Below are 13,090 nucleotides of genomic sequence, written 5' to 3'. Positions count from 1 at the left end.
AATTATCAAAAATTGATCGGTTCGTAAAACGCCATTTTCCCACGCGTGAGTTCGAAACTTTGGTTACTAAAAATGAGATCATTTTGCCTTTTTTTGTTCTCAAAAATCACTGTGTGATTTAGAATCATTTTCCATTTTCCAGAAAATGGAAAATGAAGTTTTAGAAGTATGAAGTAAACAACTACCTGGCTGACGCATTTGCATATTTGGCAATTGCGTCGGCCATTTTCTTTTTATTCATTTGCTGTAATCTACCTAGAAGTTTATCAAGAATAATATGTGCTTCTTCTAGATCGCGGTCAACACATGTTGACCAATTGATAAAATCACTTCGACGATAAACAAGAGCTCTCTTCAAATGTTTTAACAGGCGGTTTTCTTCTGTTATACTAAGAGTACAAAGTAAAGATGCTTCAATGGAATATTTGACACAAAAATGGCTCGCATCTTATTTCTGTGAACTACTTTGCGGAAAAATCCAATATGTCAAAGAACAAACTGGGCAGCGCCATGTCCAAACAAGCCATGGAAGAAGCCTGTGATCGTGCTCTTTCAAACCATGAGGCACAGAAGGAAAAAGAGCTGATCGATTTGATTGCGCATATGGTGGTCGATGTTACTTTTATGGAATTGACCAGGGAGAAGAAACTCCTCGAACATCCAAAAGGTTATCACTTGGACGGCAGTCATTCCTGTGAGATCTGTGGTTGTATATGCAAAGACGAATCAACCTGGTATGACCGATATGGTGTTAAGTGTATAACCTGCCAGGCCGCCGTCGATAAGAAAATCATCTCAAAGACATTTTTTAAAAAACGGGATAGCTACTATACCATGTTTGACCTGGAATACTGCTTTAATCTCAATGCGAAAATTATTCGAAGGTGGATCAAGCTCGGTATACTCAAGGCGCGCGAGATTCCTGCGCAAGGTGGTGGAACCCATGCCACCTTCTTCCTGATAAAAGACAACAAAACATTTCTGCCTCCGAAGCATCTTATTAAATCAGCGATTGCTAAGGAAATTAAAGACGGCAAAGAGGAATATGTTTTTCCCGTACCCTGGTACCAGGTGTTCGACCAGCCACTGGATAGGATCAAGAGATACGGGATAGCCCAGCTACTGGTCACCGCCCAGCCGTGATTCTTATGCCATTTACTATTTCTCAGGAGCTTCTGGGGTTTTTTCCGACCACACATTTCCTTTTCACATTTTGATTTATAAATTGCCGGGCATGACTGATAACAACGATATGCTGCAGCTTTTTAAAACTGCTCTGGAAAAAGAACATGAACGTGAGTTCACTGAACGTGAAATAAAAAAATCGTTTCAGTTACTCGAGTTTTTCGCCGAAGTAGCAATCGACAATGCCATGACGGAAGCTGAACGGAAAAAACGATTAGAGACAACTCCGCGAGGGTTCCACCTGGAAGGAGCACATACCTGTGAGTTGTGCCGCTCTATCTTCCGTAACGAATCGACATGGTATGATGCATACGGGATCAAATGCATCAATTGTCAAAGCGCGATCGACAGGCAAATCGTTTCCCCGAAACTGCATCTCTATCCTGAACGCTTTTACACACTATACGATCTGGAACAGCTGTTCAACCTGGATAAGAAGCTGGTGCAACGATGGACCAAAGACCGTATCCTCAAAGCACGCATCATCCCCAAAGGAAAACGCGGCGTCCACTTCACACTTTTCCTGGTTAAAGACAACAAGGATTTTCTGCCACCCAAATACCTTGTTGAACCGACCGGAATCATCGAAGAAGTCGACGGGCGAAAGGAATATATTTTCCCGGTACAGTGGTACAGGCTGTATAAAAATCCGATCGCGCGTATAAGCAAGTACGGGATCGCCAAATACCTGTCTGTTATAACCGCATAGTTCAGGAGCCGCCTTCCTGTTTTTCTTTGATCAAACGATTGACTTCTTTTTCGATCATCTGCCGGATATCATATTTCACCTGGAAGAAATTATCCATCACCTGTTCTTGTGTAACATCCGATACAACGGGTATCGGTTGAAATGATTTCATTTCCCGGTTTATCTTTTCGGTGTCATTGACGATCTGCGCATGAAACATCTTTAAACGGATTTTTTCCTGCGGATCGTCTGCAACCATACCTACGAACTCGCCGGATGACAGTGAAGAGATCCTGCTGGCTGGAATAGCTGATTCCAATTGTTTCGAAAGACTTATTGAAGTATCTGTGCGGTTAATGGACAAGCTTTCCCTGTCCTGCATGATTCGTCCAAATCTTTCTGATAAAACTTTTGCTGTATCCCCCATCACCTGGCCGCTGATGATGTTGCCGCAAATATTCACGATCACATCTGCCTGTTCCTTCCCATAATCTTTGCGCAGCTGGCTGAAATCCTGCATTCCTAAAATAGTTGCCACTTTGTTACTCCTCGCAGTTGCAATCAGGGAGTCCATGTTGTTAAAGAAGAGCGTCGGAAATTCATCAAAAACCAGCGCGCATTTCTGTCTTCCTTTTTTATTCACAAGTTTAACCAATCGCGATACATACAGTGAGATGACGGCACCATAAATTCCCTGCTTCTCCGGGTTGTTACCCACACATACAATTTTTGGTTGCTCCACACTATTGATATCGAGCGTAAAATCATTGCCGGATAATACCCAGTACAATTGCGGCGAAGCAAGACGTGCCATCCCGATCTTTGCACTCGCGACCTGGCCTTCCAATTGCTCCATGGCATCATTCTGGAACGCGGTGATAAACGGGTTCACCAATACCTCAATTTCCGGCAACGTATTCAACACGGGCAACAGGTCATCGTACTCTGCCTGCATGAGTTCAATGGCATGCGGCAGCGTGCAATATTTTCCGTTCTCATACCTGCGCAGAAACCAGATGATCGCGGTAACAAAGTTAATAGGTGACTCCACGAAAAAATCTCCTTGCTTTTTGATCCATTCCCTGTTTAGCCCGAGCAAAATAGTCCGTGCTGATTCGGTAGCATCTGTGATGTCGTGCATCGCCATAGGGTCGAGTGGGTTGCACCGGTGGGAGTTGGACAGGTTGTCGAAATTAATCGCATAAAATGACGGTGCATTGGCGAAACGGTGGCGATTCATCAACAACCAATTGTAGGCACTCCTCGAAAGATCATCATACTTAAAATCATACACGAACATTCCATATCCTTTCTCGATCATCTGGCGCATGAGTGGCAGGATGACAAACCATGATTTACCAGCACCGGGACTGCCACAAACAATAAAACCTCGGAAGGGGTTGGGCACATTGATCCAACTCAACCTTTCCTTGTTTTTAAGCTGGTATTGCGCGCGAAAATTGACAGAGTATTCGTTCTGCAATAACCGCTCTTCCTGCGGGAAGGTTTCATTCTCTTCGTTGAAAATATTGTCTGCCATTTTATCTTTTAAAATGCGTGTAGCAAGTGTACCTGCCTGTAACAGAAAAAGATATCCTGAAGAGACCAATAACATGTACCAAACGGTGGTCGTTTGTATACCTGAACAGATCCTGAAACAAACAACACTTCCAAAATAAAACAGTAAACCTGCAACACAATAAGCAACAACTGACTTCCAATTTTGTCCTGTGTCCTTTTTGCCTTGTACGCCAAGCAGCCCTATAACCATTAGCAGCAGGCACATCCACTTGGCAGTCGCAAATGTTTGGAACAACCCGGTGGCCGCAATGTGCGACAGAATCCTGTCACTGAATTCAGCTGTCAGCCCCCATGACTGGAAGGCCGCATAGCAAACAAAATAAATATGCATTACCAGGATAAGGACACTTGCAAAACGTGTCAGGTCCAGCATTTTTCTTAAGTCTGTATCATTCTCGCCTGTGGTGGACATGGATCAGCGTTTTCGTTTCCGTTTTTTCTTCTTCAATCCATAAGGCGTTGGGTTAAATGCCTCTTCCGGTTTTATTAATCCAGCGAGGACAGACAACCCATTAAATTCTACTAACCTGCCCGGCTCAATGTCTTGCCTATCGGGATGATATGTTCCCGAACTGTGTGCGGCTTTCTCATGATCGGTGTTCATCAGTTTTGATAGCGCTGACACACTGTATTGCCTGCCGATTTCTGAACCGTTGAATACGCTGCAATGCTGGTTATCAACAAACGTGATACCGTACAGCCTGCCTTCTGCATTTTGGCGTACAATAACTTGCACATTTTCTTTTAGCAGGCTAGCAGTTAATTCTGCAAAGGACTTTGGTGCATCTGATAATGCCTTGTCAATTTTTGCTGCAAGTTTCCCCTTGCATGTATCGCGCAACTGCTTATTTTTTTCGAACCTTTTTTCGAGATTAAGTAAGGTTGGATTTCCTGCAATACTGCTGGCCTTAACTGGAACACCAATCATGTTTCCATTTGCATCGAGCACCCGGTAGAAAAGACCGTTTTTGGAATAAATAAATCCATCCTTTGAACCACGGTCAGCCACAACATTGAACTGTTTTAAAACAGCATTCAGTTCAGGCAAGGAAGTATAATTGTAGGTGCCCAAAACTCCGTGCAGCACATTGGCAATCCCGCGTTTGGTTTCAGATATTCCATAGGTGACTTTTTCAACATTGAGCGGAACGATGCTATGCGTTTTTTCATTTTTATTTTCCGCTTTAACCAGGTGATATTTTTCCTCCAGAAACTTACGCGCAATCTCGGATTGGTTGCGTCCCATGTTGTGCGTGTTGATCCTTGTTCCATCTTCCCTGATCGTTGTCGACAGGATATGTATATGTGGATGCCCCGCGTCGTGGTGGTGGTACACCAGGTACGGCTGATTGCCAAAGCCAATACGCAACATATATTCTCCCGCGATCTGCATCAAAAATGCATCGTCGTATTTCTCAGCGTTGCTGAAGTTCAAGGATACATGCAGCGTCTTTGTGGTGGCTCTTTCATTCAGTTTATTCCTGTATTCAAATACTTGCAGTTTATCGTAAAAATTCATCTGGTGTACGCCCAGTAAAAAGCCATTACCGCCAATACAATGCGCGCTTTCGTTCTGCACTTTCTTTTCGTGGTAGTTGAGTGCCTTCTGCAACGAAGCCGGCGTTGTTATTCTTGCAACCATAGCTGGTAAATACGTTTGCTTTGTAACATGATCTGGTCGGTCTTGGCGAGGAACTGCTGGTAGACAGTTTCATATTGACGGATCCAGTTTCTGAACTCCGGAATCCGGTCGAGTGTATGCAGTTTGTGAACGGCCTGGTTGAAGTTGTTGCCGATTGCATTCAGTTCTCTTTTTAATTCCAGCATTTCTTTTAGAAAATCATCGGCAGATCCGTTCCGGTAAATGACCGTTACAGGTTCGTTGAGTGCGACTTTTCGTAAGTACGTGCTGACTTTTTTTTCGGTTGTACGCGATTTGCATTTTGTTAGTGTTGCATGTTCTTTTTTATTCAGCCGCACGACAACCATTATGTTTCTTACATCGTCCTCCTTTTTTTTCATGAATACATGGATGCTTTCACCCGCGCGAGTTCCGAGCGCGGGCAAGATGCCCAAACGTATCACGTTTGTACATCTTGCCGCGCGCAGTAACAGGCGCTGATGCGTTAACCAATTTACTGGTGGTTCTAATTCTGTGTAAAAGTAGGGAGGGAGATAAGGGCTTTAAGAGCCTACCCGTTTTTAGGGAAGGCAGACCTGAATCCGGTCAGGATAGACGTTTGATGAGTTGCTGAATTTTTTGCTGCAGCAGCAGGATTTCAGCAGGAAAGGTGATGGGAAGAAGATGAGAGATTGCCTGCGTTTTTTGCTGCATCTGTTTTAGTCGCTGCAGCCTGTCTTCGAGATCGGTGCGTGTTTTCTGTTTCCAGTTCATGACGCAAAAATATCTGCAAGCCATGAACAGTTCGTTAAGTATTTATACGCAGAGAGCACCGTGTTTTGACGGTATTTTTGAAAGTCTATTGAGGCCTATTTAGGTGTGCCAATATTTCCGCGTATGGAGACATGTATTGTGGATCAAGATCGGTCCATATAATGTTATCGTGACAATCTTTCGGATTCAGACAATTTTTGTGATTCGCACCGAAGGTGTTCAATTTGTTCTTATACAACCTTTGAGTAGAGAGTACATGGATTTCTAAGTATTGATCAACGATGGCAGGTGAAAACACTATATTTTGTCCCCATAAATCTAATTGAACGCTGGGGTAAGTGATACCTTGCACCTCTGGATTCGACAAGGCTAATTCGGTATATGCAGTTGAAATTTTGTAATCGTTGTGGGTCTTTTTTTCACGCGCAAATTCTTCGCTGATAAATATCAGGAATTCCTGGAAAAAGTCGATATCTGGTTCATTAAGTGCTGCTGCAAATGCAGTTTGTTTCTCAAAGGCCTTTTTAATGTCGGGGTTCGTGTCTATCGCTTTTTGCGCAAACACGATTTCTACTACTGTAAGTTCGACCGTATTTCTCCAGCGGCTAATTGTATATAGTTCACCATTGAGAGAAACTCCGTTGCGGTTTTGGAATAATGCGGAAACTTCTCCAATGGCAGTCACACGTTGCGTGCCAACTAAAGTGGACTCTAATGCTCCGTAAAACATCGGCTGATGTGGCTTATTTGCCCTGCCGTATTCTGTCAAAAAATTATCGATAACATTCTGATTTCTGATGTACGATAGTTCATCATAAACGCTGGTATATAGCGCTTCCCCTTTGTTCTGTCTTGCCCGGTCGATATTAGTGCCGGCCGGCAATTTAGCAAGCGACAAAGGTATTTTTCGAACAGAATCCTTTAGTAACGACATAATCTCGTCATAAGGAACGTGTTCCAGTATTGGAGAGATCATTTTTAGTTGGTCAAGTGCCTCGCGTGGTGTCATTTAGATGATAGTAAGGTACAAAGTTAAACTATTGGAATTTGAAACCCCAAGACCCACCTAAGTGACAAGTGTGATAGATGGCAACAAGAATTTACGAATAATGAACTTTAACAATTGAACGAACTAGAGTAATCCTTCATCTGCAAAAGAGAAATAGCCCTCAGCGGAAATGATGAGGTGATCTGAAACGGTAATGTCTAAAAACCTACCCGCGCTTTTCAATTTTTCGGTCAACATTTTGTCGACTTCACTGGGTGTTGTATTTCCGCTCGGGTGGTTGTGACATAGGATCACTGCGGTTGCATTTAGTTTGAGCGCAGTTGCAAAAATCAAACGCGGGTCCGCCACGGTACCGGTCATTCCACCGGTCGAAAGTTCGTTGATGGCCAGCACACGGTAACCCCTGTTCAAGTACAGCACTTTGAACTCTTCAATGAATTCAATCTTGTTGAGGTTCCAGTAGCCCAGCAGGACCCGGTATGAGTCCTGTGAGCGCCTGATCATAGGTCGTAAAGATGCCCTGGTTTTGGAGCGGTAAATGAGTTCAACTTCGGAGACAACGGAAAGTTCATCTTGGTTATTCATAGAATAGTTTTAAGGGATTTGTGAGGTAAGAAAATCGATGAGTTCGCCGATGGATTCGACAGGCTTAGAGACAGGATCGTGCCTGTCTGGTTCGGAATGCCAATACAGTAGTTCGCCAAAGTGGAGATCTCCCGGAGAGAAGCAGATGTAGATGGAATTTTCTTCCGCGAACCTATCCGCATTTTTGACTTGACCGTCTTTGTAAAAGAATACTACGACCCTGCATTGGAGACCCATGGGGATGAGTTCGTCGCCATCATAGGTGTATCCCGGAATCGCATTTTTTAGCTGGTCGATGACTCGTTGTAGCAAGGACTCCGTCCAGCGCGGAAAGGCTTTGTTCAGCGCTTTTCTTTTGTCTTCCAATCTTTGGAGCTGGCGTTCCTTTGCGAGTATTTTTTCGCACAAGGCATTTTCCTCCCCGCGGTATTTTGCGAGGAGGTTTGCATAATTGTTTTTGATTTGCTGTAGGCTATTTGGGTGCATGGTTCGGGATTTAGTTGAGAAGAAGGGTACCATCTTTTTCAAACTGCTGGCAGAGGTTGAACGCTGCCTGGTTGCGTTGCTGGGCAAGGCCGCTGTACATAAGTGACTTTAACTTCGCAGTGTCGTCTTTGTACTTCCGCACATTCTGGAAATAACCGGTCACTCCATTGTACACACCGAACACGGTCCCACGCGTTGTTGTCATTAATTGTGTTTCATTCGACATGGTGTATTCATACGCATGCTCGACCATGTTCTGGTAATAGGTGGAACATTTATCGTTATCGCCACGTTCCAGGTTTGCCAGCGCTTCCTTGTTCGGAATTAGGGCGGCCTGGATCAGTTTACGAACGTCCTTGTCGGTCATTGTGATCCTGGTCCAGCGGTTGAAAATGGCTTCCATTTCCTCGGACATTTTATTCGAGATACCCATCAGTTTGTGGGCGTGCTCGAGTCTTTGTTTCGCATTGACTGTATGCCTGATCTTGATCGAATTGCTGTGGTTGCGGAGTGCGGCATTCAGGGTATTGTTGCACACGATACGTACCGGTGTGAATGCAGCCGTGATGCTGCCGTATCCATCATGTGAAGTAGTGAGGAACAGGTATTTTTCAACCAGGTCATCGCAGCCGACTTTTATGTACCCAGGCAGCTTTGCTGTGATGAAAATGCGCTCTCCCTGGCCCAATGCGCCGGCGGTTTCATACTGGATGCCTTCGCCACCTACGATCGAATCGAAAAATGTAAAGGCATCTGTATTCTGAACGATTTCATAATCCTTACCGACTACGCCAAGGATGGCTCCGGTGTCTTTGCGCATGGTGGCGAAATGTGTTTTCACCCTGCTGGTATGATCCATCAGCTGGCCGTCGTTGTTGTAGGATGACGTAAATAAATCTTCTTTGGTTACTTCGTAATTCAGGCCAGCATATTCCAATGCTTGTGCACTGGTTGGATACTGCTCGATGATCTGGCCGAGTCCGTGCCATGCCTTCTCTTTAACGGACATGAAACTGTATTTTCCTGTTTGTTCGTTGAGATTTAATTGATGTGACATTGTATAAATGTTTTGAAGTGATTATTTATTTGATGAGTATTTTATAGGCAAAGGTTTCCCCTCGCGTTTCGGGGAGGACTCGTGCCTGAGCAATGAATACATGTGTTTCTCGTTCTACTGATGATTGTGTTTTGCATACGCCGTTTTTTGATTTTAGAAATGGCGGGATGCAGGTTTTACCCGGACCCCTTCGCAGCGGAGCGAGAGGGGTTCCGAGTAAAACATTCTTTTACTGGATGTGGCGTGATGAAGGCAGGAATTAACCTCGAAGTGCTTTGGGCAAGTTGCCGTTTTTTACAAATTGCGTGTAGTCGTTGTAGCCGAGGAATAGTGGGTTATGTGTAGGTGGTTTCTGAAAATTATATTGGGGTAATTTGCATTCTTTGTTTTCATTTACGATGGATGCAAACTTTTTCTTTTGCCGGTCTGTCAGTTCGAAGTCGTTGGAAAAAACCACCTTGTATTCCCAGTCGTAACCGAAGTACTTTATAAACCCTTCTGCGACTTCACGGCGCTTTGCCAATGCGTAATAGTCGTCATAAGATTTAGGTTTTAGTTCGATGAGTTCGGCCTTTCCCGTCACCCAGTTTCGAACCAGGAAATCCGGTGTGTATTTGCGCAAGCCCTCCGAAATAATATGGGTTTCACTGAAGCTTTCTGTTTCATAATAAATGCCAATGTCCTCGCGCAGGAAAGCGTGTGTTTCCTCAATAAACATCAGGTAACGGAGTTCGAGCATGGAGTCGAGCAGACAGTTGTCGTAATGCACTGCGCGTGATGGGATGTCATATGTATAGATTGCCATAAAAGTGATTTTTATTTATGCCAGTTGTGAAGGGTAATGATTCTGCCGAGCATCAGGAACTCCATCTGTTGGTGGGTTGGATAAGCTGCCAGCAGGTCGGGGCGACCCCTGTTTATTTTTTCATTATATTGAGAAGCCCAAATATGGAATGAAAGCTTTTCCTTTAAGTCGAGACATTCTTCAAAATCCTGTAGCTGTTGTTCCGTCAGTATGATTTCGTCGTCAAACACAACCCTGAACTTCCAGTCGTATTGGTGTACGCGGATGTAGTTTTCGGCGACCTGCGTCCGGACAGCCAGTTCATGCTGCAACCGGAATGCACGGGGCTTGATTTCGATCAAAAGCGCTTCGCCCGTAACCTTGTGACGGATCAGGAAATCCGGTGTATACCTTCGGTGGAACGTACGGATAGAATTTACGGGTTGTAAGGTTCCGGGGTGGTAATAAATGGGAACGGGCGAGCGCATGAAATGGTACTCTTCCCAGATGGATATGGCAAATTTCAATTCGGAGAGAGAATCAAAATGACCGCCCCAACTGGTAAAAGATACCGGATTTGTGTAGGTGAATTTCTGTGCTTTATTTTTCATTTTGTTAGCGGTCGAGGTTTAATATTTTGGTTGCCAGGATTCTTGTGACGTAGCGCTTTTGAGTGCCTTTTACAAAGGTTTGGTAGTCTATTTCGCCTTCCACAAGCACATGGCTGCCGGTAATAAACTCGTTCTCTATGTTTTCTGCTTTTTTATCCCAGGCGACGATATCATGCCATGTTGTTTTTTTCAAGGCTGTGCCGTCTTTGTTTTTGCGGTAGTAGTTTGTGGCGATCCTTAAAAAAGCGCGTTTGCTACCGTTTTTCGCAGTGGTTACTAATGGATCTCTTCCGAGGTAACCGATTAACTGTACACTGTTCTGGGTCTTTGACATCTGATTGGTTTTGATGAGAATGCAAAGCTGAAAAGCGTAGATCAGAGTAAAAAGTATCAAACCGTTTTAAACAGTTTGGAACGGTTTTAAACCGTTTGATACGGTTTTGAATTTTATTATATTTGGTTACCAAAACCTGATACCTATGGCGAAAGCATCCACGCAAAAAGTGGAACACCCCTGCCAGCATTGCGGCAAGGAAATCCCTAACTGGCGATCCAATAAAAAGTTCTGTGATGAGGTTTGCAAATTCAAGTTCTACAATAAGAAGAACCGGGTTGTGTTGGATGAAGACATGAAACATATTCACGGTCTTCTTGCGGACAACTACGAAATTTTAAAGAGTCTGATTGGGGAGGAGAGAACCGTTGATGTAAGCTACCGGGCGTTGGAAGAAATGAAGTTCGATTTTCAATTTGTGACACAGGTCATCGGCAGTTATCACAACATCTATACACTTTCATGGCTGAAACTGGACAACGGTCTTTACAGGATTTCGAGGGTGCCGAGGAAGACGTATCGGGGAGGGTATACGATCAAATAAAAATTTCATCAAAAATACCAAGGTTACTTCAAAAAAGATGATAGATGCGTTTTACATTAAGGATTTTCCAAGAGGTAGCAGCGAAGAATTAAATTCGTTGGCAGAGCTTTTGCCCATCTGTACCGACCACCTGAATACGCTAAACAGTAGCCTGGGCTTGATCCGGAGACTGAAAGAAATTGCAGCGAATGCCAGTAGCGATATCCTGGAACCACTTTCAGAAATTGAGATTCAGGGTACGTTTAACGCGTATCTAAATCTTTGTTTCCTTGACTTTATCGTAATATACAAGAACGCCTTGTCTGCTGTTCATTTATGGGATGACGTGTACACCCTGAGACAGGGCTATCTTCTAATTTATGAGTCTATAAAAACTTACAACGCTCACAGTAAATCGTTGAAGAGGCTATGCAGTAAGACACCAGTAACTGAGGAAATGTTTGTTGCCCTGTCAGGAAAGCTGAAAAAATTCCGGAAGGACTTTGACTACGATAACAATATATCAGAAATCAGGAATTATACGATTGGACATATGGACAATGATCCTGTCGTTTTCTTTAATAGAATCAGCATGTTTAATGCCGAGACAGCTTTTGCGGCACTTAGAGAATTTGTATCTGTTCTTATATCCATGTTGAATTTATCCGAACATATTTTTGTGAACTATACAAAGAAAATCATCAAAGATTCTTCCTTTCGTTTATCAGGATTGGAGGAGTATTCTATTGAAATAGATACATTATTAGAAGCATTGACCAAGCATACTGTTTTAGGTTCGCAGGGCAACAATCGTTTTTAAGCGGACTGATTGTTTAATGAAGGGTGATAAGCAGCTTCAAATTATTCTTCACTCTCATTCCGCTCAGCATCGAATTCATCGAAGAGGTAATATTCTTTGGGATTGTCGGGGTTCACTTTTAGTTGGCGGATTACGATAACATAGTCCGCTGAGTAGCCTTTCTCTTTATGTTCCTTCCTGGCATCCTCCAGTGTATCGTGGGTTGATACAGGCGGCACTTCCATGCCGATCGATTCGTCATCCAACGCCGCGATGTAATTCACAATAGCGTGGAATTCCTTTATGTGCCAATCCGGGTGTTCATCTGCGACAAATTTGTTTTCGTCATCATTCATTTCCATCAAGAGTTCATCAACAGTTGTGTCTGACATATCATTCACTTCAACCGACTCAACATCTTCTTCACTCACCACCTCCATCCGTATCACCTCGAACACCCCAGACTGCGCATCGAATTGACTGAACACGCGGACAATCGCCATATCCGGCCCGTCTTCGGTATAGCTGTCCACCCAGGCATTTACTACTTCCTGCAGGGTATCGTAATTTCCCATGGTTGGACCTGGCTGTCCATCCGGTGCGATTAACAAAATGGAATAGTGAATATTTTCTTCCCCGTGCTTTGGCTTCATTGCTGGTGTGGTTTAGCGGAATAAATATACCAAAGACCGCAGATTTACCTGTCTAAATGCAGGTAAAATCAGGTATAATTATTGAATAGGTATCAAAAGACCAAAGATGAAAAGAGATGAGGGTGCAAAAAGCAGAATTCCAGTTTAGTTTTGACCGGCGGCAGTACACGGCTCACGTGAGCATGTTCACCCCGGCGAAGACGCCTATGGTACGGGTGTGGGTAGAAGCGCCGGTGAAACCGGAACTGCCTTCCCGGAAAAAGCCGCGCATTCCCGAACCCGATGTCTATATCTACTACAAACACAAACCCGGCGAACTGTTCTGGTTTGATTCACATGAAGGTCGTAAAAGGGCCATGGCAGAGAGAATTGCCAACCTGTTACTTGAAAAATAAGGTTG

17 protein-coding genes are annotated in these 13,090 nt (G+C 43.9%); 5 read left to right on the top strand and 12 right to left on the bottom strand.

Annotated elements, in window-relative coordinates; all coding sequences use genetic code 11:
* Positions 1-483: 483 nt before the first annotated feature.
* Both GWC95_RS15790 and GWC95_RS15785 read left to right on the top strand, forming a co-directional pair.
* Entirely contained in the window at positions 484-1,143 is a 660-nt protein-coding gene (locus GWC95_RS15790) for a hypothetical protein (RefSeq protein ID WP_161819680.1), read from the top strand.
* A gap of 91 nt (positions 1,144-1,234) precedes the next feature.
* Complete coding sequence (locus GWC95_RS15785; protein ID WP_161819679.1) at positions 1,235-1,894, top strand: hypothetical protein; 660 nt, start codon at positions 1,235-1,237, stop codon at positions 1,892-1,894.
* Between the two features lies 1 nt (position 1,895).
* Here the strand turns inward: GWC95_RS15785 and mobC are convergent, their stop codons facing one another.
* The 11 genes from mobC to GWC95_RS15730 all read right to left on the bottom strand — a co-directional run bounded on the left by mobC (position 1,896) and on the right by GWC95_RS15730 (position 10,715).
* The gene (mobC, locus tag GWC95_RS15780; protein ID WP_161819678.1) at positions 1,896-3,866 is read right to left on the bottom strand and encodes a conjugal transfer protein MobC; all 1,971 of its coding nucleotides are present in this window, start codon (positions 3,864-3,866) and stop codon (positions 1,896-1,898) included.
* A gap of 3 nt (positions 3,867-3,869) precedes the next feature.
* Positions 3,870-5,096: a relaxase/mobilization nuclease domain-containing protein gene (locus GWC95_RS15775; RefSeq protein WP_161819677.1), complete on the bottom strand. Its 1,227-nt coding sequence runs from the start codon at positions 5,094-5,096 to the stop codon at positions 3,870-3,872.
* Positions 5,081-5,476, bottom strand: a complete 396-nt coding sequence (locus GWC95_RS15770; protein WP_161819676.1) for a plasmid mobilization protein — start codon at positions 5,474-5,476, stop codon at positions 5,081-5,083. Before GWC95_RS15770 ends, GWC95_RS15775 begins: the two co-directional genes overlap by 16 nt.
* 205 nt (positions 5,477-5,681) lie before the next feature.
* Positions 5,682-5,849 (bottom strand): hypothetical protein, encoded by a 168-nt coding sequence (locus tag GWC95_RS15765; protein ID WP_161819675.1) that lies wholly within the window; start codon positions 5,847-5,849, stop codon positions 5,682-5,684.
* 85 nt (positions 5,850-5,934) lie between these two features.
* Positions 5,935-6,858, bottom strand: coding sequence for a hypothetical protein (locus GWC95_RS15760; protein ID WP_161819674.1), 924 nt, complete (start codon positions 6,856-6,858; stop codon positions 5,935-5,937).
* Between the two features lie 123 nt (positions 6,859-6,981).
* Positions 6,982-7,443 carry a JAB domain-containing protein gene (locus GWC95_RS15755; RefSeq protein WP_161819673.1) on the bottom strand — a complete coding sequence of 154 codons (462 nt, stop codon included), beginning with the start codon at positions 7,441-7,443 and terminating at the stop codon, positions 6,982-6,984.
* 9 nt (positions 7,444-7,452) lie between these two features.
* Positions 7,453-7,929 (bottom strand): hypothetical protein, encoded by a 477-nt coding sequence (locus GWC95_RS15750; RefSeq protein ID WP_161819672.1) that lies wholly within the window; start codon positions 7,927-7,929, stop codon positions 7,453-7,455.
* A 10-nt stretch (positions 7,930-7,939) separates the two neighbouring features.
* Positions 7,940-8,986 carry a DUF932 domain-containing protein gene (locus GWC95_RS15745; RefSeq protein ID WP_161819671.1) on the bottom strand — a complete coding sequence of 349 codons (1,047 nt, stop codon included), beginning with the start codon at positions 8,984-8,986 and terminating at the stop codon, positions 7,940-7,942.
* Between the two features lie 259 nt (positions 8,987-9,245).
* Positions 9,246-9,791 (bottom strand): hypothetical protein, encoded by a 546-nt coding sequence (locus GWC95_RS15740; protein ID WP_161819670.1) that lies wholly within the window; start codon positions 9,789-9,791, stop codon positions 9,246-9,248.
* Between the two features lie 11 nt (positions 9,792-9,802).
* Entirely contained in the window at positions 9,803-10,381 is a 579-nt protein-coding gene (locus GWC95_RS15735) for a hypothetical protein (protein ID WP_161819669.1), read from the bottom strand.
* Positions 10,382-10,385: 4 nt separating this feature from the next.
* Positions 10,386-10,715, bottom strand: coding sequence for a single-stranded DNA-binding protein (locus tag GWC95_RS15730; RefSeq protein ID WP_161819668.1), 330 nt, complete (start codon positions 10,713-10,715; stop codon positions 10,386-10,388).
* A gap of 145 nt (positions 10,716-10,860) precedes the next feature.
* On the opposite strand from GWC95_RS15730, the gene GWC95_RS15725 reads away from it, so the two are divergent.
* Positions 10,861-11,259: a hypothetical protein gene (locus GWC95_RS15725; protein ID WP_161819667.1), complete on the top strand. Its 399-nt coding sequence runs from the start codon at positions 10,861-10,863 to the stop codon at positions 11,257-11,259.
* Positions 11,260-11,296: 37 nt separating this feature from the next.
* Complete coding sequence (locus GWC95_RS15720) at positions 11,297-12,058, top strand: hypothetical protein (protein ID WP_161819666.1); 762 nt, start codon at positions 11,297-11,299, stop codon at positions 12,056-12,058.
* Positions 12,059-12,099: 41 nt separating this feature from the next.
* Here GWC95_RS15720 and GWC95_RS15715 read toward each other — a convergent pair whose 3' ends face one another.
* The gene (locus GWC95_RS15715; protein ID WP_161819665.1) at positions 12,100-12,690 is read right to left on the bottom strand and encodes a hypothetical protein; all 591 of its coding nucleotides are present in this window, start codon (positions 12,688-12,690) and stop codon (positions 12,100-12,102) included.
* Positions 12,691-12,812: 122 nt separating this feature from the next.
* On the opposite strand from GWC95_RS15715, the gene GWC95_RS15710 reads away from it, so the two are divergent.
* Entirely contained in the window at positions 12,813-13,085 is a 273-nt protein-coding gene (locus GWC95_RS15710) for a hypothetical protein (RefSeq protein WP_161819664.1), read from the top strand.
* Positions 13,086-13,090: the final 5 nt, after the last annotated feature.

The sequence above is a fragment of the Sediminibacterium roseum genome (genome assembly GCF_009939005.1).
GTDB classification, from domain to species: Bacteria; Bacteroidota; Bacteroidia; order Chitinophagales; family Chitinophagaceae; genus Sediminibacterium; species Sediminibacterium roseum.
This window is presented reverse-complemented; position numbering and strand designations above follow the sequence as displayed.

Bases quoted from the DNA above. Each gene is read 5' to 3' on its own strand.
- GWC95_RS15740 (WP_161819670.1), bottom strand. From the start codon at position 9,791: ATGGCAATCTATACATATGACATCCCATCACGCGCAGTGCATTACGAC.
- GWC95_RS15785 (WP_161819679.1), top strand. From the start codon at position 1,235: ATGACTGATAACAACGATATGCTGCAGCTTTTTAAAACTGCTCTGGAA.
- GWC95_RS15745 (WP_161819671.1), bottom strand. From the start codon at position 8,986: ATGTCACATCAATTAAATCTCAACGAACAAACAGGAAAATACAGTTTC.
- GWC95_RS15760 (WP_161819674.1), bottom strand. From the start codon at position 6,858: ATGACACCACGCGAGGCACTTGACCAACTAAAAATGATCTCTCCAATA.
- GWC95_RS15750 (WP_161819672.1), bottom strand. From the start codon at position 7,929: ATGCACCCAAATAGCCTACAGCAAATCAAAAACAATTATGCAAACCTC.
- GWC95_RS15790 (WP_161819680.1), top strand. From the start codon at position 484: ATGTCAAAGAACAAACTGGGCAGCGCCATGTCCAAACAAGCCATGGAA.
- GWC95_RS15730 (WP_161819668.1), bottom strand. From the start codon at position 10,715: ATGTCAAAGACCCAGAACAGTGTACAGTTAATCGGTTACCTCGGAAGA.
- GWC95_RS15725 (WP_161819667.1), top strand. From the start codon at position 10,861: ATGGCGAAAGCATCCACGCAAAAAGTGGAACACCCCTGCCAGCATTGC.
- GWC95_RS15765 (WP_161819675.1), bottom strand. From the start codon at position 5,849: ATGAACTGGAAACAGAAAACACGCACCGATCTCGAAGACAGGCTGCAG.
- GWC95_RS15715 (WP_161819665.1), bottom strand. From the start codon at position 12,690: ATGAAGCCAAAGCACGGGGAAGAAAATATTCACTATTCCATTTTGTTA.
- GWC95_RS15735 (WP_161819669.1), bottom strand. From the start codon at position 10,381: ATGAAAAATAAAGCACAGAAATTCACCTACACAAATCCGGTATCTTTT.
- GWC95_RS15775 (WP_161819677.1), bottom strand. From the start codon at position 5,096: ATGGTTGCAAGAATAACAACGCCGGCTTCGTTGCAGAAGGCACTCAAC.
- GWC95_RS15770 (WP_161819676.1), bottom strand. From the start codon at position 5,476: ATGAAAAAAAAGGAGGACGATGTAAGAAACATAATGGTTGTCGTGCGG.
- mobC (WP_161819678.1), bottom strand. From the start codon at position 3,866: ATGTCCACCACAGGCGAGAATGATACAGACTTAAGAAAAATGCTGGAC.
- GWC95_RS15755 (WP_161819673.1), bottom strand. From the start codon at position 7,443: ATGAATAACCAAGATGAACTTTCCGTTGTCTCCGAAGTTGAACTCATT.
- GWC95_RS15720 (WP_161819666.1), top strand. From the start codon at position 11,297: ATGATAGATGCGTTTTACATTAAGGATTTTCCAAGAGGTAGCAGCGAA.